Here is a 20,224-nt window from a genome sequence, read left to right as displayed (position 1 = left end):
AACAATTCTTAACACTTTATCGACTATCTTAATCCAAAAAGCTATTTCCGACCGCGCGGTCGGTATGTATAATAGCAACAATTCTGATTCACTTTACATTAACAGCACTACCAAGGACCATCATGAAAAAGCTCTTATTACTGATTGTATTATTCACTAATTTTGTACAAGCCAGTACCGCAGCTGAGACTGCACAAGTAGTCTCTCCTTATCAAGTAATAGAAGTAACAGGTAATAATCTGTTTACGAAAATTGCCAATAAACAAGATGCTTTAAAAAAATTCCCTGATTTAATGCGAGATATCGTTGAAGAAGAATTAATGCCATCAGTTGATTACCAATATGCGGCATTTAAAATTTTAGGTAAACACTTAAAAAATACAACCAAAGAGCAACGTGTAAATTTTATTTCTGCCATGCGCTCATATTTAGTTCGTACTTACGCCAATGCTTTAATGCAATACAGCAATCAAAAAGTATTGTTTGAGCCAGAGGGTAAGTTAAAAGATAATGCAAAGTCGGCTTCTGTGGATGTTAAAATCATCGATACCGGTAAGCCAGATATTAATATCACTTTTCAAATGCGTAAAGACACTCAGTCACAAGAGTGGAAAGCTTACGATATGATAGTTGAAGGCATCTCATTAATTAGCAGTAAGCAAGCTGAAGTAAATCGTAGAATATCTGATTTAGGTTTAGATCAAGTTACTTTAGAACTTGCTTCAATCGCAAGTTAATACCAAACAAATTATTGCTAAAAAAAAGCCCGTATAACTTCTAAGTTATACGGGCTTTTTTGTAAGTTACTTAATCTTATTACTGTGGAGCAGAGCTAATCGTCATTTCCGTTACTTTATTTGCTTCAATATCAGCTTCAGTAAAACGTAATGGTCTAAGTTGCGGTTGTTGTGAATATAGTAAGCTTTGATCTAGGTTATGGTCACTGCCATATTCTGACGATTGTGAATAACTTAATAAACCTCTCGCTACAGGGCCTTCATCAGTAAAGTTTACTACTGTCATCCAGCTACTTCCGTAATTAATATGATAGCCTTTACCTTCTGCACTTAAAATAGAGTCACTATTTTGTGCAGGGTAAACGTGTCGAGGTACTAAAGATCCATCATTACCTGTGCGGGTACTAAACACATTAAAACCGCCTTCAATATTGTGCGCACCAGCCCAAGGTATTTTAACCCCTGAAGCACTGCCATCGGGTAAGCTGCGTTCAACAAACTGTACTGTACCTAAGGTTGCATCTAGCGCTAAACCTGCTGACTCAACATTCAAAATTGCTTGGGCAAACTGCTCTAATGTTGTGTTGTTGCTTGCTAAGCCACTAGGCGTTGAAGTGACGTTATCGGTCGTGAAATTATTACGCCATTGTGGGTTTTTGCTAAACTGAAAAGCAAACTCTCTAAACAAATGCGCTGAACTGCTCTCTTTATTCATGCTGCCATCCCACAAAGCGAGAGCGGCACAACCAGCACTAATATCGACACTTTCACTGCCAACTGAAACCGCAGTGCTACCTTGTGCTTGGCATATAGCTAAAAGCTCTGTCAGTATATTTTCAGCAAGATAATTACGATTATTTAGTAAGGCTTGCTCAACCTCCACAGGGTTAAATAAGCCATCACTGCCAGCACTATCAGCTAATAATTTATGCGCCATGCGTGAGCGAAGCGATTGCTGGTTGTCAACGGGTCCATATAAAGGTGAAACACCTGTAATAGGCGAATCTAGGTTAGTTAGCCAAAAACTGTCATTTGAGTTTTGAACATAATCAGTGCCTGAATATTTTGGTGCATTTTCATAAGGCACTGCTCGATCAAAATCAAACGCAGATAAAAATCCGGGTAATATGGTAAACCCTGCCGCTTGCTTAGCCCCAACAAGAAGTGGGTTCGTGGTCATTTCATTAATTGCTGTAGCGGTTAAGTGCGGTACGGTTGAATCATCAATATAGAAAACATTACCTTCACTATCAGCTGACATAGTATTATTAAAAATAACGCCATCGAAGTCTTTAAAAGCTTGTTTAAACTCATCGATATTGCCAGCTAAATTCATAGCCAACCAATGATCGATAATATCAACATTACCTAAATTAGCGTCTTTTATAGCAAAAGCATTACCACCTGGACCCCATTCAAAATTACCAGGCACCACAACCATCGGACCATGGTGAGTAGCATAAGTCATTTTAGCCAGTTTAATGGTTTGACCCGGCGCAACAGCAACATCAATAACGATTTCTTTAGCTGTTATTAAACGATTTGTTCCGTCGATAACTTGTGACATTTGAGCAGGATCACCAGGATTTAAAGTTAACTGATAAATCACAAAATGCTCTGCTGATGAAAAGGTGTGAGTCCATGCAACATTTTCATTAAAACCAATATTTACAACCCCAGGTACACCAGTAAGCGAGCCACCCATAACGTTTAAATGATCAGGGATAGTTATATGAAACTGCCAAAAACGTAAGTTACCGGTATGTGGAAAGTGTGGATTAGCTAATACCATACCCTTACCGTTTTCTGTTTTATCTTTACCTAATCCCCACCCGTTCGAACCTAAATCACTAGGATTTTTTTCAGGAAGTGTAATCACTGGTTTTGAGTTAACTACATAACTATCAACGCCAACACTTTGTGGATAAGGTGCAAAACTTTCTCCTGGAGGAGCGGCTAAAAACATAGGCCCAAGAAAGTTAGCTGCGCCGGGTAACAAGGCAATTCCTAGTGAATAGGTCAACATATCAATATTAGTTATCGGTTGTATCCAAGGCATATTGGCACATGACGCATCTATGTTAGCAACGCCAGTATCCGCTAGGTACTTATTATAACCTTGTGCATAACCCGATAGTAATGCTTGGCTATTAGCTGAAAGTGAATTGATATTTTGTTCTGCATGCGCTCTTATGCCCATGGTTAAAAAACCAAAGTCATTAATTAAATGCGCTGAGTCTCCCGAGGCTGGCACTATATCAGGACCGTAATATTTTGCGCGTTGAGAGTTATACTTCAAAATTTGATCGGCCAGTATGCAGATATTATCTTTTGCGAACGCATATCCCACACCGTAAGACATACTTTCTAAATTATCAGCTTTAATATGCGGCACACCATAATCGGTCCAACGAATATTAGCCGTTAGCACCCCGTCATCATCAAATGAAGGTACGGGTGTTACAACTGCTGGTGGTGTAATGGGTGTTGGGGTTACAGGCTCTGGCGCACCAATATAGGTATGTTCGCCCCCCCACATGCTGATAAAACTGAAAGTAGACCTATGATTGAAATAGGTTTTATTGTATTTTTTATTGAATAATTCAAAATAAACTCCCTTTAAATTCTCTTATTTTTATCATACGTAAAACTGTACTTACCTAGTCATACTTGCACAATAAACCATCAATCTCAAACAATTATTAATCGATGACATTCAATAAAAATTTATAACTTGAGTTTAGGACTTAATCGAAATAAAAAGGATCTATGGGTTAATTTGCAGCCTCCAACAGTCGCAGTAATAGCACGATACCCATATGGTTTTTCTTAACTTTTTATCGCTTATTTACTGGTCAGAAAAAACTAAATGTGATTTAACCTTGGTATATCTGGTCAAAATTTGGAATTTTATTTTCCCAAATGGGTATATCTTTACCGATGTGCTCTCGAACGGCGTCAAAAAATAACCGTGTTCTTACCGGCAGATCTCTATGTGGATAAATAGCATACATGGCACTGAAATCAGATAATTTTATATCAGGTAGCAGTGGCACTAACTTTCCGTCAATAGCCTCCTGTTCTAAAATGAACGCGGGCAACACCACAAAGGCGGTGCCTGAAAGTGCTTTTAATAATAAAACCTCGCCGTCATTAGCACGAAAAACACTTTTTATGGTTTTTTCTCTGGTCTGACCGTTTTTATCTATATAGTTAATACTGGTAACTCTTAAAGAATTACTGTTATATGTTGCCGCTGGCAAAAGTGCGAGTTCATCAATATTTTTAGGCATACCATAAGTATTAATAAACTCAGGAGAGGCCAATATAACAAGCCTATTACGGGCAATTTTTCTAGCAATTAACGTTGAGTCTTTCGGCTCGCCGACACGAAAGGCCAAATCAAAACCTTCGGCTACAATATCCATAACACGATCTTCTAAACGTAACTCAACTTCAACCTGCGGAAAACGTTTTTGAAAGTCATTGATCACCGGCTGTAAGTAACGCTTAGCAATAATGGTAGACGAGGTTATTTTTAAGACCCCTTGCGGCTCTTGATGATAATTTTCAGCTAATCTTACGGTTTGCCCTAACAAGTCTCGCAGTTCACGAGATTTTTTGATCATTTCTGCGCCAGCTGCTGTTAATGAAAAAGAGCGTGTTGTTCTATTTAACAACCGCACACCTAAGTCATCTTCTAATCGACTAATTTGCTTCGAAATAACAGAACGGTCAATGTTTCTGTGATCTGCTGCACTTGCGAACGACCCCAGTTCAACGACATCAAGTAACATCAATAACCGGCTGGTTGTATCCATTATTTTTCCTACATCTATTTTATTGATGCCATTTTCGCACTAATGAAATTAAAAAACTATGCTTTTTTTGCACGTATATATTGCGTAAAATCTCACTATTAATTTATGCACCGTCATTTTGACCAAAAGAGAAACACCATGAGCAAAAAAATATTTATTGCCGCAAGCGTTATTTCCATCAGTTTAGTTTTAGCAGCATGCTCTGAAGAACCAATGCAAAAAACAGCATCACAACCACTACAGCCTATCGATGTAGCTGAAGTATTAGTTGAGCCAGTACAAAATTGGCATGTTTACACGAGTCGTTTAGAGTCTCCTGAAGAAGTAGCATTAATGCCGCGCGTTTCAGGTGTTATTGACCGTATTGCTTTTAAAGAAGGCGATAATGTAAAGCAAGGTGACTTATTATTTCAACTTGACGATCGTCCTTTTGCTGCTGTAGTTGCTAGTTTAGAAGCTCAAATTCTTAGTGCAAATGCAGCCTTAGATCAAGCGCAAAGTGAAGCTAAACGTGCAGTACGATTAACCGAACGAAAAGCTATTTCAACTGAACAAGCACAAGCTAGAACTTCAACTTTACATCAACGTGAAGCTCAGTTGGCGGCACTACAAGCACAGTTAACTTCAGCTGAACTTGATTTAGAGTTTACTGCTATTCGATCACCAATTAATGGGGTTATTTCACGTGCAAATATCACCCGTGGTAACAACGTGCTTGCAGGACAAAGCATATTAACGTCAATCGTTTCAAATAATGAAATGTATGCCTATTTTGATATCGATGAACGCACTTGGAATAGTTCATTTGCTGATGTTACAGCTGATAGTAAGCAACAAGTCGTTATGCAAAAAGTAGGACAGAAAAACTTCAGACATGAAGGCCACATCAACTTTATTGATAATCGTATTAATTCCTCAACAGGTACTTTACGTGTGCGCGCTATTTTTGAAGGTCAACATAATGAAGTTAATGACCAATTACGAGCTGGCTCATTTGCGCGAATTAAACTTGCGGCTAACGAGATTACGAAACAAATTCTTATTCCTGAACGTGCTATTGGTACAGACTTAAAAAATCGCTTTGTACTTACCGTTGGTGAAAACAACATTTTAGAGTACAAGCTAGTTGAAATAGGTGAACGATATGGAAAGTTGCGCGCTATTACTTCAGGTTTAAACAAAGGCGACATTATCGCTGTTAACGGCCCTGCTCGTGTTGGTCCTGGCATGCCTATTAACCCAACAACTGTCACTATTGATACAACCGATATCGCATTTACTTTGTCATCAATTGACGATGTAAGCCTTGTAGCTAAATACTAAGAGCTGAACATGAATTTTTCTCACTTTTTTATTCAACGCCCCATTTTTGCGGCGGTACTATCGCTCATCATTTTGATCGGTGGTGGTATTTCATTATTTCAATTACCGATAAGTGAATACCCTGAAGTTGTGCCTCCAACCGTTGTAGTCACGGCGAGTTATCCTGGTGCAAACCCAACGGTTATTGCTCAAACAGTTGCAACACCGCTTGAGCAAGAGATTAACGGCACTGAAAACATGCTATATATGTTTTCACAAGGTACCAGCGATGGTCGCATGACTTTAACAGTTACCTTTGCATTAGGTACCGATTTAGACCGTGCTCAAGTGCAAGTACAAAACCGTGTAAACAGTGCATTGCCGCGTTTACCTGAAGAAGTACAGCGTCTTGGTGTAGTGGCTGAGAAGTCATCACCCGACTTAACTATGGTAGTACATTTATATTCACCAGAAAAAACGCACGATACCGCGTATTTATCTAACTATGCTGATTTAAACATTAAAGATGAAATTGCTCGTTTACCCGGTGTAGGCGACATTCGTTTATTTGGTGGCGGCAAATACGCAATGCGCGTTTGGTTAAATCCCGATGTTCTTGCATCACGTGGGCTTACGGCTACTGATGTCGTTACAGCATTACGTGCTCAAAACCAGCAAGTTGCCGCGGGTAGTTTAGGTGCACAACCTATTTCGAACGATAATCAATTTCAAATATTATTAAATGTTAAAGGTCGTTTAAATAGTATTGAAGAATTTGAACAAGTTATTATTAAAGTTGGTGAGCAAGGTCAAATAACCCGCTTATCTGATGTTGCACGTGTTGAATTAGGTCAAGACTCATACTCACTAAGAGCTGAACTTGATAACCAACCCGCTTTAGCTATGCCTATTTTCCAACGTCCTGGTTCAAACGCTATAGAGCTTTCTGATCAAGTACGTGAAACTATGGCGCGTTTAGCAAAGGATTTTCCTACTGGCGTTGAATACGACATTGTTTATGATCCAACCGTATTCGTACGTGGCTCTATTGACGCGGTAATTACCACACTATTAGAAGCAATTGCGCTTGTGGTTATTGTGGTTATTGTGTTTTTACAAACATGGCGTGCATCTATTATTCCATTAATTGCTGTACCTATTTCATTAATTGGTACCTTTGCTGTTATGCAATGGCTAGGTGTATCGATAAATACTCTGTCACTATTTGGCTTAGTACTTGCCATTGGTATTGTGGTAGATGATGCTATTGTTGTAGTAGAAAATGTTGAACGAAATATCGAAAAAGGTTTATCTCCACTTGAAGCAACCCGCGTTGCCATGAGTGAAGTTACAGGGCCAATTATTGCTATTGCCTTAGTCTTGAGTGCGGTATTTATTCCAACTGCTTTTATCACTGGCTTATCAGGACAATTCTATAAGCAATTTGCATTAACAATCACTATTTCGACTATTATTTCAGCCTTTAATTCACTAACACTATCACCGGCGTTAGCGGCATTATTATTAAAACCCCATGATGCAAAACCAGATGCTTTCACTCGCTTACTCAATAAGTTATTTGGCCGTTGGTTGTTTACACCATTTAACCGCGTATTTAATCGTGGTGCTAAAGGTTACGAAAAATTAGTCCAAAAACTTATCCGTATGACTGTTGTTGTTATGGTGGCTTACTTTGCTTTAGTTAGCGGTACGATTAAGTTGTTTGATACTGTACCTGGTGGCTTTATTCCTCAACAAGATAAACAATACTTAGTCGCGATTGCCCAGTTACCTGATGCGGCCAGCCTTGACAGAACCGAAGCGGTATTGGCAGAAATGCAGCGAATGGCTTTAGATGTTCCCGGCGTAGCGCACACAGTAGCCTTCCCTGGTTTATCAGTTAACGGATTTACCAACAGTCCTAACAGCGGTATTGTATTTACGCCACTTGATAGTTTTGACAAGCGTAATAATCCAAGCTTGTCGGCTCAAGCAATAGCGGCACAATTAAACCAACGTTTTGCAGCCATTGATGAAGCATTTGTTGCGGTATTCCCACCACCACCAATTCAAGGTTTAGGGACTACGGGCGGCTTTAAACTGCAAATTGAAGATAGAGCTAACAAAGGCTTCGAAGCCTTATTTAATAGCTTACAAGCCGTTATTGGTAAAGCGCAAAAAGATCCTGCATTAATGGGACTCTACTCAAGTTTTCGTATTCAAGTACCTCAAATGGATATCGATATTGATCGCGAGCAAGCGCTTATTCAAGGTATTCCATTAAATGAAGTATTTGACGCCTTGCAGATTTACTTAGGCTCAGTGTATGTAAATGACTTCAACTTGTTTGGTCGTACTTACCAAGTTAATGCCCAAGCTGATGCTGACTTTAGACAAGATCCAGAACAAATTTTAAATCTAAAAGTACGTAACCGTAACGGTAACATGGTGCCATTAGGTTCAATATTAACAGTAACACCTGCTATTGGGCCTGATCGTGTAATGCATTACAACGGTTACCCAAGTGCAGAACTTAACGGCAGTCCAGCGCCTGGTTATAGCTCTGATCAAGCTCAACTCGCCATTGAGAAAGTACTTGCCGACACGCTACCTGCTGGTATTGAGTATGAATGGACAGAAGTAACATATCAGCAAGTACTTGCCGGTAACACCATGGTTTATATATTCCCATTAGTTGTTTTACTGGTGTTTATGGTGCTTGCTGCTCAATACGAAAGCTTGCGCTTGCCATTGGCAATTATATTAATCGTGCCTATGACTATTTTCTCAGCATTATTGGGGGTTTGGTTTGTCGGCTCAGACAATAATATATTTACCCAAATAGCGTTAATAGTGCTGGTGGCTTTAGCCTCCAAAAACGCCATATTAATGGTCGAGTTCGCTAAAGATAGGCACGACAACGGCTTATCGCACTTAGACGCCATACTTGAGGCCTGTCGTATGCGTTTACGCCCAATCTTAATGACCTCAATTGCCTTTACTGCTGGTGTTGTGCCATTAGTGTTGGCCACAGGTGCCGGAGCAGAAATGCGTCATGCTATGGGTAACGCTGTATTTTCAGGGATGATTGGTGTCACTGTGTTTGGCTTATTATTTACCCCGTGTTTTATATGTTAGTAACAAGTAAAAAAGAAAAAATTCAAGAGGTTTCTCATGACTAAATTAAGAAAAATGAGACCTGTAAAAGGTTTTACGGTCAGTGCAATTTTAGCCGTTGTGTTTTTATCAGGCTGTGCCAACAAAATTGACATTGCTGATGAGCAAAGCCAAGTGAGTAAGTTAATCACTAAAGCCAATATTGCTAGCGAGTTAAGCGGTGAAAATGAAATTAATTGGTGGCAAAAGCTTGATTCAACACAGTTGAACCAGCTTGTAGTCGACTCTTTAGCAAATAACTACGATTTAAAAACTAGCCAATTAACACTTAAAAGTGCCTTAGCACGATTAGGTGAACAAAAAGCGCAATACTTACCGCAAGGTGGTGTTGCTATAGGAGCTACACGCAGCGATGTGGTTTCTACTTTTGATCGTCAATCAAGTGCTAGTTTAGCGCTTGATTGGCAGTTAGATTTATTTGGACGAATTACTGCGTTGGTTGATGCTGCAAATGCATCAACCATGAGCCAAGCTGAACAAGTACGTTTATTACAAATTGAAGTGGTTTCGTCTGTAGTAAAAGGCTTTGTGAGTTATCAAGGTAATGTTGAAAAACAAAACATAATTGCCTTGCAAATTGATGCGCTAACGCAAGGCATTGATGTACTTCAAGCACGGGTGGATGAAGGCGTTGCGAACGAGCTTGATTTAAACCGAACTATGGCTCAATTGCGACAACAACAAGCCTTAATACCCGCGATTCAATACGCTAAATATCGCGATTTATCGACCTTAGCTGTATTAACTGGTCGCTTAGTGCAAGATGTAGTTTTAGCTGATGAGCAAGCGATTTTAGCCCATGAGTTTAACGTAACACTTAGCGAACCAAATAATGCTATAGCCCTTAGACCCGACATTAGCCGTGCTCTTTATGATTTTAGCCAAGCTCACAGCTTAAGTGTGTCAGCAAGTAAAGCATTGCTACCCGACATCAGTTTAAGTGCTTTTAGTGGGATATTAAGTATTGATAGTACAGGCCTGAGCAATACACAACAGCAATGGCAAATAGCGCCAACACTACAGTGGTCAATACTCAGTTATCCTGCGCTTTTAGCTCAGCGTGACGCACAGCAGTTTTTAAGTGAAGCCGCATATAGCGATTACCAACAAGTGGTGTTAAAGGCGCTTAGTGAAAGTGAACTTGCATTACAATTATTGGTAAATCAAGACCAGCAAAAGCGCTTTGCCGATCAGCGATATAGCTTTGCTAATAAAGCATTTTTACAAGCAAATGCCATGTATGAAGAAGGTCAAATACCTTACTTAGAGTTGTTAGATGCGCGTCAGGATGTTTTAATAGCTCAAGAAAATGCTGTTGATTTAACCATTTCAGCCTTGCTTGCTAAAGTGAATGCCTACCAGTCATTTAATGGGCAATGGAGCTATGCAATTAGCAACAATAATATGTAGAGTTAATTTAGATGCCAAATACTGATATTTTACCCGAAATCACTTCCTCTAATACTATGCGGGCCATTGTTTTAGCCGAAGCAAACGCACAAATTCGATTAGAAAACATTGAGCTTAATGTACCTGAATGTAGTGATAACGAACTGTTAATAAAAGTGGAGTATGTTGGTCTTAACCCTTTAGATGCACAATACGCAAAAACTGGGTTTTGTCATTGGCAATACCCACATGTGCTTGGTTTAGATGCGGTTGGCATTGTAATTAACGCGCCAAAGGGTATTTACCCGAATATTGGTGCACGTGTTATGTGGCATGCCAGCATGGGCGATCATGGCGTACTAAGCGAGTACGCTAAAGTGCCAAACTATGCAGTATCGGTAGTGCCTGACAGCATAAAACCTGAACACGCGGCAACACTGCCTTGTGCTGGAATGACCGCATTAATATCACTCGACAAGTTACAAATTACAGAAGGTGATACTTTACTCATTGAAGCAGGTGCCGGTGCAGTTGGCCAATTTGCCATTCAATTCGCTAAGCAGCGAGGTGCTGATGTATTTACCACAGCAGCGAAGTGTAATCATAAGTTAGTAAAATCGTTAGGTGCTGACGTGGTTTTTGATTATAAAGATAAAAATCTTTGTCAGAAAATTCGTCGAGAGTTAGGTCCGCAAGGTTTTGACGCCGTATTAGATTCTGTTGGCGGTGAGACTACGGTTCGTAATATCGAATTAATGCGCTTTTGTGGCCGTATTGCTTGTTTAAAACCTTTGCCTACTTTTGAAGATGAATTACTGTTTAGAAAAGCACCTAATATAAGTATTGTATCACTTGCTGGTGCTTGGTTAGCCAATAGCTTATGCGCACAACAACGCATGAGTTTTATGAGTAATTTACTGCTTGAAAGTGTAGCTAACGATGAGTTAAAAGTACCGGAAATTAATCTCATCAAATTTAATGCAGAGCATATTTCTACAGCGCTGAAAACTCAATTAGCAGGTGGTTTCACTGGCAAACAAGTGGTAAAAGTCAGCATAGACTAATCTTACTAGTACCCTAAACTCTCAGTGCTTTCCGCTAATTTATAGCTAATCTAAAAAAGCTAATAACTTTACTGTTATTAGCTTTTTTTATGGTAAAAATTAAAACTAAAAATTATATCCCCCTTTACCTTCAACGACAGGTACTAAAAGCTCTTAAATTAAAAACTCTTGCATACATAGATTACAAGTGTAATTATAAAGCCATCGATTACACGTGTAATATGTTTATTTTAGCTTTAGAGTAAGAGGAATAGCCATGTCAAACTCAGTTCCAGAAATTAGTGATGCCGAATTTTCAGTATTAGATGTACTTTGGCAGCACAATCCAGCAAGTGCAAATGACATTATTGCCAAGCTAAATGAAACCAAGCCATGGCATGAAAAAACCGTAAAAACACTGCTCAATCGTTTAGTCAAAAAACAAGCCATTAGCTATCAAAAGCAACAACGTAGCTATTTATATTCTCCGTTAATTGAACGTGAAAGCTACCTAGTAAAACAAAGTAAAACCTTGGTTGATAAACTATTTCGGGGTCACCTTTCTCCGCTTGTCACTGGTTTCGCTCAGCAAAGTCGATTAAAAAAAGACGATATCGATGCGCTTAAAAGTATTATTGCCGATTGGGAAAAGGAGCAGAAACATGATTAACCTTGTTTTAGAGCTATTGTGGCCATTAACGCTAATGCTTGTATTGCTACTAATCAGTCATAAGCTAATCTTAAAACATTGCGGTGCTAAGCTAACTTATGCCTTATGGGGCTTAGTTCCCGTAGCTTTAGCTATTTATATGTTACCGATGCCATGGCACAAAGTCGTCGCACAGGCTCCAAATTTAGCAATACAACACTATCTAGTTAAGCCTTCAGAACAATTTATTAGTGTTCAGCCAGGTTGGCTTTTTATTACATGGTTAGCCGGTGCTTTATTAATTATTGGTTACTGGCTTGTAAGCCATTTTCGCTTTAGTCAGCAACTGAGCATCACTAAACTAAGCACCAGTGAACTTGCTTTAGCTTTACCAAAAAAACTTAAAGCGTATAGAAGTGATATAGCCTACAGCCCTATGCTACTAGGTCTTTTCAAACAAAAACTTATTATTCCAGTAGACTTTTCTAACCGCTTTACTCGCTCACAGCAAAAGTTAATTTTGGAACACGAAATTTGTCATTTTGATCGCAATGACATTTATTGGAACACACTAGCGCTATTTTTTGTTGCGCTATTTTGGTTCCACCCTTTGATTTGGCTAGCTTATTTTAAGTTTCGTCAAGATCAAGAATTGTCCTGCGACCAAATTGTTCTGGCGCGCAAACAAATTGCAAGCAGGATTGAGTATAGCAAAGCGTTATTGGTGGTAGCAGAATTCGCTCCCAACATTGCCTTTGCGCAACTTTCATTCAAAAAATATGGAGATAAACACATGATGTTTGAACGTATCAAGCAAATTAAAGCCAACACCCAAGTAAAAAAATTGTCCCTAGCGGTGATTGCTGCCGTTTCGGTAGGTTTACTATCAGGCGTTAGTTTTGCAGGTAACCAAGGTCAGACGACAGAACAACAATATCGTGAAGACCTGTCTGGAAAAGATCAAATGCGAAGAATTCCACCAAAGCAGGAAAATGCGGTAAAACCTACTTACAGAGTTGAGCCAAAATATCCTGCTAAGGCTGCGGCAGAAAGTATTGAAGGTTCTGTCGTATTAAAGTTCGATATTGATCGTACTGGCATGGTGAAAAATGTTGAAGTGGTTAACGGCTCACCAGCCTACGTGTTCGATAAAGTCGCAAAAACTGCACTAGAGCAATGGCAATATGAGCCATCAAACTCGTATCACAAAAATAACCTCGTTCAATTAGATTTTGCCATGAATGAAAATTCAGCTAAGCGGGAAAGTTTAATTGAACAAGTTAAAGTGACAAACTAGGTAAAACGCTGTTAACTGTCATAAAAAAGGCTGATAACGTCACAGTTATTAGTCTTTTTTATTAATCGATATGGTCAAAATTATTTCAGAGAAAATTTAGGGTATTGTGCATCCTACCATAGCCATTTTTATCAACCATTGCCTCCTGGGAGCTGGAGGTATTATAACAAATGCACTCTGATTACTTTATCTCAGCAATTTATAAGCACTAAAAAGCAAATGGATTAAAGCTTAAGCGATTTGCCTTGGGATACTTCTATATAATAAAAAACGTTTAAACTCTGCATCAAGCAACGGTTTAGCGATATGATAACCTTGCCCTAAATCGCAACCAATTTCTTTCAACTTTTTATATTGTTCAAGTGTTTCGATACCCTCAGCAGTAGTTTTTATATTTAACGCTTTCGCTAGGTTGACTACAGCATCTAAAATCAAGACTTTATTGCTTACTTCATTTAAGTCATCCACAAAACTTTTGTCTATTTTTAAATAATCTAAAGAAAACTGATGTAAGTAACTGAGTGACGAATAGCCAGTACCAAAGTCATCTAAAGCGACTAGGATATTTAAACTTTTTAATATCTCTAAATGTTTTTTCACTGCATCAACGTTTAAAATTAAGCTTTCTTCGGTAATTTCTACACAAAGTCGAGCCGTAATATTTTCAGATAATTGATGTTGCTCTTGCAGGTATGTAATCAACTCTTGAGAAGCAAAGCCTGATGTTGATACATTAACATTCAGTTTAAATTTAACCGGTAGCCATGCTTTCCAGAGGTTTAAATTACTTATTGCTAACTTCAGCATATAAAGGTCAAGTTGAACTATTTGTCCTGATTTTTCTAAAATAGAAATAAAAACATCGGGTTGCAACAGCCCTAATTTAGGATGTTGCCAACGAACCAAAATTTCAGCCCCAATAACATCACCCGTATCAAAGTCAATTAAAGGTTGATAGTTTCCAACAAACTCTTGGTTTTTAATGGCCCTTTCAAAGTCATATTCGAGCTTCACATTGGTTGATTTATTTTGTTCTTCAAGTGCTTCAAAAAACACGTATTGATTTCGACCCTTTAACTTGGCCTGATACATAGCGTGATCAGCATCAATTAATAATTGATCCGCATTTTTACTGGCATGATTATATGTTGCGATACCAATGCTTAAGCTACTTGAAATATTCAAACCGTCGATATTAAATGCGTCAGCCATTGCATTAATAATGCTCTCAGTAATGCGGCATATTGTCTCATGATCAATTTTACCGTCAAGTAATATGGCAAATTCATCACCACCTAAACGGGCTAGGGTATCAGTATTTCTTAATGTAGTTTTAATCGACTTTACAATGGCGATAAGTAGTTTATCGCCAACGTGATGGCCATAGGTATCATTAACTTGTTTAAACCTATCTACATCAATAAAAAGAATCGCGATATTGTCGTGACGATTATTCTCGCAATGTAAAAACGCATGCTGGATTCTATCTTTAAATAGGGATCTATTAGGTAAGTCTGTGAGAGGATCATGTAACGCTAAAAACTCAAGTTTCTGCTTAGCCTCCATTCTTTCTATCGCATCGTTAATATGCTTTGCGACAAATGATAGAAGTTGTTTGTCTTTCTCTTGGAATAAAAAATCAGTGCTATAACTTTGTACAACCACAATACCTTTATTATCACCAGAGCCAAAAGGTACGCCTAACCAAGCTTTTGGAATGCTACCTAGAATATAAAGCTCTTTGCTATCCAACATTTTTTGAATATCTTTTTCATACAATAAAAAAGGGGTATCTTTTGATAAGGTATAACCAGTAATACTTAAATTTTCCGGATCAATTCTAACTTTTTCAAAAATTTCACCTAGATCAAACTCATCAACAGCATCTTGATCAAGTTCGTCTACAGCATAAGGAAATTCAATGGTCTCTCCATTATCTTTAAGCAAGGCAACAAAAAAGTTTTTTGCAAAAGTAAGGCGACCAATACATTGATGTAAATGCCGATAAAATTCACCCATTGTTTTGGTTTTAAAGGTAAGTTCAGCAATTTCGAATAAGGCATCTTGAATTTTATTGGCATACTCTAAATTTTCAATAATCTCTTCCAAACCATCAACTCTGATGATTTGAGATATTTTCATTGCCGCAATAGAGGCTAGTGCGGTGAGTGTTTTTAGGTGATATTCAGTATAAAAATCGGCTCGGGCATGTTCGGTATCAATAACACCAAGTAATTGTTCTTTAAATAATATTGGCACCGCTAGCTCTGAAAGCGTAGTTTCTCCATCTTGTATGTAGCCATCAAACTTTCGTGTATCTTTAACTAATATGGGTTGTTTTGTTGCGGCTACTTTTCCAATAACCCCTTGATTAAAAGGTATAACCATTAAGTTGGCAGAGGTGTCACTGAGTCGAGTATTGGTGATTTTATCATTATCCAGAAAGGTGCTTTTTTTAAAGCCAGACATGCGACTTAAGGTCTTAGCGCCTGCATCTAAGGTATAAATTACAGCATCATCAAAGCCTAGCTTTTCAACAATATTTTCGGCTAAATATTGCCAAACTTCATTCGGGGTGTTTAATAACAAAATATCAGTAGCAAACTGATTCGTAATAGTTAAACTTTTAATCGTTTGTGATTTAGATAGTTCTGACAAAATATTGATGCCCAATAGTTAAATACCACCTCATCAAGCTGAAAATTGGATGTGTGATTTTTTATTATTTTTATTATTTTTATTATTTTTAATTAGAGCAAAATTATAATCGGAAGTCTATTGAGCAATAGCAGTATAAAAAAAGACGTTAATTCACTGTACAATATCGGCCTGTTTGCTGTAAAACTTCCTTACTAGCTTGAAATCAATAATGAATATTTTATTTTTCATCATTAATATTTTGCAAGCCCACCGTAACTTATTACGTAGCTAAATAAATAGCAAACGATACCTGACTAAATAGACAAGTTTATGAGAGTAAAAGCCCAACTCTAAATACGTTAGACAATACCGCTTTTACAGATAAAAATGGGGAATAACAGTGCTACTCCCCTTATTAATCAAGTTGATTTATCTAAATTATGATTTTTTTCAGACACCATAGCCACGACTAAATTTTAGTCTAAATCCAAACAATATAACTAAGCTAAACAACATAAAATATCCCAAACTACCACCTGAGCTTGATTCGGTTTTAGTAGGCTCTGCAGCTGATTGCACCACAAATGAAACTGTTGCTTGCCCTATGTTGTCGTTTACATCACGAACTTCGTATGTGAATGAATCATTGCCGGAAAACCCAACATTAGGAGAATATTTGTATTGCCCTGCTTCTGATAAAGTAAGTACCCCACTTTTAACATCAGTAACAATACGATAACTCAGAGATTGTCCGTCAACATCCGTTGTTGGTAAACTTTGTGAGATATTTCCATTAAAAAGTAAGGAAAGTGAAGTGCTTTCTGGTTCTGGTACATCTTCAACTGCATTGACTGTAATTTTAATAATTTGACTAGTAGACTTAGCTTCACTATCAGTTACTTTTACGGTGAATGAGGTTTCACCGTAAAAGTTTAAAGCAGGATCAAAACTAAACTTCCCATCGCTTTCAACGTTCACACTACCTTCTATGTCTGCATCACTTATTAGTTCAATCGTCATTGATTGTCCTTCAATGTCAGTTGCCTTTAACTCACTCGTTAATAAATTATCCTCATCCACAGAAAAAGATGTGGTGGTAAAAGTAGGTGCATCATTGACAGGGGCAATAGTTATGTTAACTAACCCTTCAACACTTGCACCATGCTCATCTGTGAGGCGAACAGTAAAACTTTCTAACCCTGAAAAATTATTACTCGGAGTATAAGTAAAAGCAGAACCGCCATTTAACTCAACAGTGCCATTAGTTGCAGGAGTCACAAGCTCAGCTGTGTGAACCCCAGAGTCTACATCAAAGAAAAGTATATTCTGTGTTAATGCTGTATCTTCATTTATGAAAAAATTATTTACTTCAAAAACAGGTGCATCATTCACAGGGTTAACATCAATAATAATTTTGGTCTGACTCATCCCTCCTTGTTCATCTGTAACTGCAACTTCAAAACTATCTTGTTGGTCATAATCAGCATTTGGCTGATAGTTGAAGTGACCTGAGTCTTGCAAATTTAAGGCACCTGATTCAGGGGCAGAGATAATTGAAAACGTTAATGTTTCACTATCAACATCTGTGGCTGTAATTTGATCAGATAGCAAACGATCTTCATCAATATTAAAAGTCATGCTAACAATTTCAGGCTTGTCATTTACAGAAGTAACCGTTATCGCTATTTCCTTTTCACTAACACCGTTATTTTGATCGGTAATTGAAACAACAAGCGAGTCTTCACCAAAAAAATTCACCTCAGGGGTATAAGTTAACAAACCCTGTAAAGAAATAGACACTAAACCATTGGTAGGTTCCGTTATTAAATTAAATTCTACATCGTCATTCTCTATATCTTCAAAAGCGATTTCAGACGTCAACACTATGTCTTCATCGGTTGATAACGCGCTTGTTATAATGGTAGGTGCGTCATTAATTGAATTTACAGTAACCAATAATTCGTGCTCACTAAAGTTACCATGTATATCTTCAGCTTTTATCGAAATGGAGTCTTCACCATTAAAGTTTCCATTTGGTGTGTATGTTATTTCTTCGCCATCAACGGTTACCTCACCATGAAGAGCATCATTAATAATAGAAACGTCTAAAGCATCTGCCTCTGGATCTATAAAGGCACTTAAAGGTTCTGAAATTTCATCTTCATTGATCTCAAGCGAGAAAACATTAGCTATTGGCGCTTTGTTTATTTGAAAAAACTTTACCTGTCCTTGATCTTTGGTTGTCACAAGCACATAACTATCTGCTATTTGAAAGTTGGCCTCACGCCACTCAAAATCATTTATTTTTGCTTTCGAGATCAAGGTTGGCAAGTTAGGCTCAGAGGTATCAAACAGATGAAAATAAAAGCCATCTGAAATAAGTAAATAGCCTTCTAAAATGTCAGCACTTATACCATTGAGTGCTGAAAATGCCATATCAATTGAATTAACTTCTACGAATTCTTCAGACTCTGTCAGTTCAACAATTTTTATTCCTTGCGGACTTATCAGATAAATATAGTCGTTACCTATCACTAGCTGATAATAGCTAAACCCAAGTTCTATTGTTTTACTGTATGCAAAATCGTCGGTGTCATAGTCTGTAAATAAATGGAATCTATTATTCCCACATGGGTCTGATGCTATTAGTGTATCCGCAAGAAAACCTAATTTTTGTGGGCAAGAGTTGATAGGGTCAGAGATGCTAGCTTCCTTAGGAACCTCATACAAACTATAAGGTGAGATAACGTTATGTCGCATAACTGAAGATTCAGTATCAAAATTTGTGTTAAATATATTACTACCTTTAAATAATAGTGGAGCGGTTTTATTATTAACTGTAACTTCGCTGTTTAGTTGAATTTCACTATCACTCACTATTGTTTTATTACTAATCATTATCTCGTTAGAAAAAAATAAATTAGCTGATATTCTCTCTATGTCTTTAACATCTTCGATAATACTATTTTGCAAAGTAATATTGTCAATATCAGCAATGTTAACAATATCTATGCGTGATTCACGAGGTAAATATACCAGGTTGCTTTCAATAACAGCCTTACCCATATGGCCGCTTTGATTATAAGAAAATGCTACGCTATCTATAGCGCCATTAATAAGTTCTATTTCAAAAACACCTGATTTAGTATTAAGACCAATAAGCTTGTCATCACGCCAGTACACATAACGCATATAAGAGTTTGAAAAGAAGTAATCGGTTAAACTTTCTGTATAAGAAGTACTTATTGTATTGGCTTCAGTGATTTGAAATGTATAAATCGCGTTGTCAGAAATGGCTTTAACAGTATTTTCTTTTGCTGTTAAATGAAAGATTTTGTTATATTGAATAGTATCAAAGTCATTTAAAATACTGACTTGCCCATCCATTAATTTAATCAAATATAAATATTGATAATTAGAAATGACAAAGCGTCCATCCCCCAAATAAACACTGTTCCCAGATATACCAATACCTTCTAGTACCCCTGAATCACTTAACGTTAAGTCTGCGAGTTGGTATGACTCTATCTTAGTCGAAAGTGTTTGGCCCTGTTGCACTCTATATACATAATAAAGCGTTGAACCTTCAATAAATAAATTTCGATCAGAAACATAAACCTCTTCATTATAGTCACTTTCTTGTGATTGAATGACATTGGTAAGACTGAAAACGCCTTCGGTTTCTTCAATGACGTAAATTTTGCTATCGCCATCTACGTAATATAAATTATCACCTTGATAAGCCACTGTGACATTCCAATGCCCTAAAACAGTTAATGAGTAAACTTGCGTAATATTTGTAACGTCAGCGATACTATATATATTAATTTTGTCGTTAGTTAAAATAACTAAAAAATCTTTAAACTTAGTGATTGCACGAATATCAGGTTCAAAATCAAATTTTATTTGATCTATAAGTGAGTCCTCTCCTGTTAATTCAGGGTCGATTACATCAACTTCCCCAGAACTAGTTGCTATATAGTAATGGTTATCAATTTCTACCATATGCTCATAACTACCCGAGCCCCACTCTGCCTTTTTTACTAGCTTAGCTTCTTGAGCAACAGCATAATTTGATAATAAAATATTTGACAACAACAAAACCACATAGACAAAACACTTCATTTTTCATTCCCTTGATAGAGCCGATATAATAATTACATCGAATT

General features: G+C 37.5%; 10 protein-coding genes and 1 pseudogene. 7 read left to right on the top strand and 4 right to left on the bottom strand.

Annotated features, from left to right (window positions below; translation table 11 throughout):
• Window positions 1–122: 122 nt before the first annotated feature.
• Window positions 123–737 carry an ABC transporter substrate-binding protein gene (locus DBO93_RS04150; protein WP_108455200.1) on the top strand — a complete coding sequence of 205 codons (615 nt, stop codon included), beginning with the start codon at window positions 123–125 and terminating at the stop codon, window positions 735–737.
• A 79-nt stretch (window positions 738–816) separates the two neighbouring features.
• Here the strand turns inward: DBO93_RS04150 and DBO93_RS04145 are convergent, their stop codons facing one another.
• Window positions 817–3,276, bottom strand: a complete 2,460-nt coding sequence (locus DBO93_RS04145) for an acylase (RefSeq protein ID WP_108455199.1) — start codon at window positions 3,274–3,276, stop codon at window positions 817–819.
• A 337-nt stretch (window positions 3,277–3,613) separates the two neighbouring features.
• On the bottom strand, window positions 3,614–4,558 hold the full coding sequence (locus DBO93_RS04140) for a LysR family transcriptional regulator (RefSeq protein WP_108455198.1): 945 nt from the start codon (window positions 4,556–4,558) through the stop codon (window positions 3,614–3,616).
• Window positions 4,559–4,696: 138 nt separating this feature from the next.
• On the opposite strand from DBO93_RS04140, the gene DBO93_RS04135 reads away from it, so the two are divergent.
• The 6 genes and pseudogenes from DBO93_RS04135 (at window position 4,697) to DBO93_RS04110 (ending at window position 13,415) form a co-directional block, all read left to right on the top strand.
• Window positions 4,697–5,881 carry an efflux RND transporter periplasmic adaptor subunit gene (locus DBO93_RS04135; protein WP_108455197.1) on the top strand — a complete coding sequence of 395 codons (1,185 nt, stop codon included), beginning with the start codon at window positions 4,697–4,699 and terminating at the stop codon, window positions 5,879–5,881.
• Window positions 5,882–5,890: 9 nt separating this feature from the next.
• A pseudogene (locus tag DBO93_RS04130) lies at window positions 5,891–9,042 on the top strand (multidrug efflux RND transporter permease subunit).
• Complete coding sequence (locus tag DBO93_RS04125; protein WP_108455196.1) at window positions 9,035–10,447, top strand: TolC family protein; 1,413 nt, start codon at window positions 9,035–9,037, stop codon at window positions 10,445–10,447. The pseudogene DBO93_RS04130 and the gene DBO93_RS04125 overlap by 8 nt, the downstream one beginning before the upstream one ends.
• Window positions 10,448–10,458: 11 nt before the next feature.
• Entirely contained in the window at window positions 10,459–11,490 is a 1,032-nt protein-coding gene (locus DBO93_RS04120; protein ID WP_108455195.1) for a zinc-binding dehydrogenase, read from the top strand.
• Between the two features lie 256 nt (window positions 11,491–11,746).
• The gene (locus DBO93_RS04115) at window positions 11,747–12,139 is read left to right on the top strand and encodes a BlaI/MecI/CopY family transcriptional regulator (protein ID WP_108455194.1); all 393 of its coding nucleotides are present in this window, start codon (window positions 11,747–11,749) and stop codon (window positions 12,137–12,139) included.
• Window positions 12,132–13,415 carry a TonB family protein gene (locus DBO93_RS04110; RefSeq protein WP_162533721.1) on the top strand — a complete coding sequence of 428 codons (1,284 nt, stop codon included), beginning with the start codon at window positions 12,132–12,134 and terminating at the stop codon, window positions 13,413–13,415. The genes DBO93_RS04115 and DBO93_RS04110 overlap by 8 nt, the downstream gene beginning before the upstream one ends.
• A gap of 231 nt (window positions 13,416–13,646) precedes the next feature.
• Here DBO93_RS04110 and DBO93_RS04105 read toward each other — a convergent pair whose 3' ends face one another.
• A complete protein-coding gene (locus DBO93_RS04105; protein ID WP_162533720.1) occupies window positions 13,647–16,073 on the bottom strand; it encodes an EAL domain-containing protein in 2,427 nt (808 codons plus the stop codon).
• A 432-nt stretch (window positions 16,074–16,505) separates the two neighbouring features.
• Window positions 16,506–20,180, bottom strand: coding sequence for an Ig-like domain-containing protein (locus DBO93_RS04100; RefSeq protein ID WP_108455191.1), 3,675 nt, complete (start codon window positions 20,178–20,180; stop codon window positions 16,506–16,508).
• Window positions 20,181–20,224: the final 44 nt, after the last annotated feature.

The sequence above is a fragment of the Colwellia sp. Arc7-D genome (assembly GCF_003061515.1).
In the GTDB taxonomy this organism is placed as follows: Bacteria; Pseudomonadota; Gammaproteobacteria; order Enterobacterales; family Alteromonadaceae; genus Cognaticolwellia.
This window is presented reverse-complemented; position numbering and strand designations above follow the sequence as displayed.

Coding starts and splice junctions, on each gene's coding strand:
- DBO93_RS04150 (WP_108455200.1), top strand. CDS start 123: ATGAAAAAGCTCTTATTACTGATTGTATTATTCACTAATTTTGTACAA.
- DBO93_RS04145 (WP_108455199.1), bottom strand. CDS start 3,276: ATGTGGGGGGGCGAACATACCTATATTGGTGCGCCAGAGCCTGTAACC.
- DBO93_RS04140 (WP_108455198.1), bottom strand. CDS start 4,558: ATGGATACAACCAGCCGGTTATTGATGTTACTTGATGTCGTTGAACTG.
- DBO93_RS04135 (WP_108455197.1), top strand. CDS start 4,697: ATGAGCAAAAAAATATTTATTGCCGCAAGCGTTATTTCCATCAGTTTA.
- DBO93_RS04125 (WP_108455196.1), top strand. CDS start 9,035: ATGACTAAATTAAGAAAAATGAGACCTGTAAAAGGTTTTACGGTCAGT.
- DBO93_RS04120 (WP_108455195.1), top strand. CDS start 10,459: ATGCCAAATACTGATATTTTACCCGAAATCACTTCCTCTAATACTATG.
- DBO93_RS04115 (WP_108455194.1), top strand. CDS start 11,747: ATGTCAAACTCAGTTCCAGAAATTAGTGATGCCGAATTTTCAGTATTA.
- DBO93_RS04110 (WP_162533721.1), top strand. CDS start 12,132: ATGATTAACCTTGTTTTAGAGCTATTGTGGCCATTAACGCTAATGCTT.
- DBO93_RS04100 (WP_108455191.1), bottom strand. CDS start 20,180: ATGAAGTGTTTTGTCTATGTGGTTTTGTTGTTGTCAAATATTTTATTA.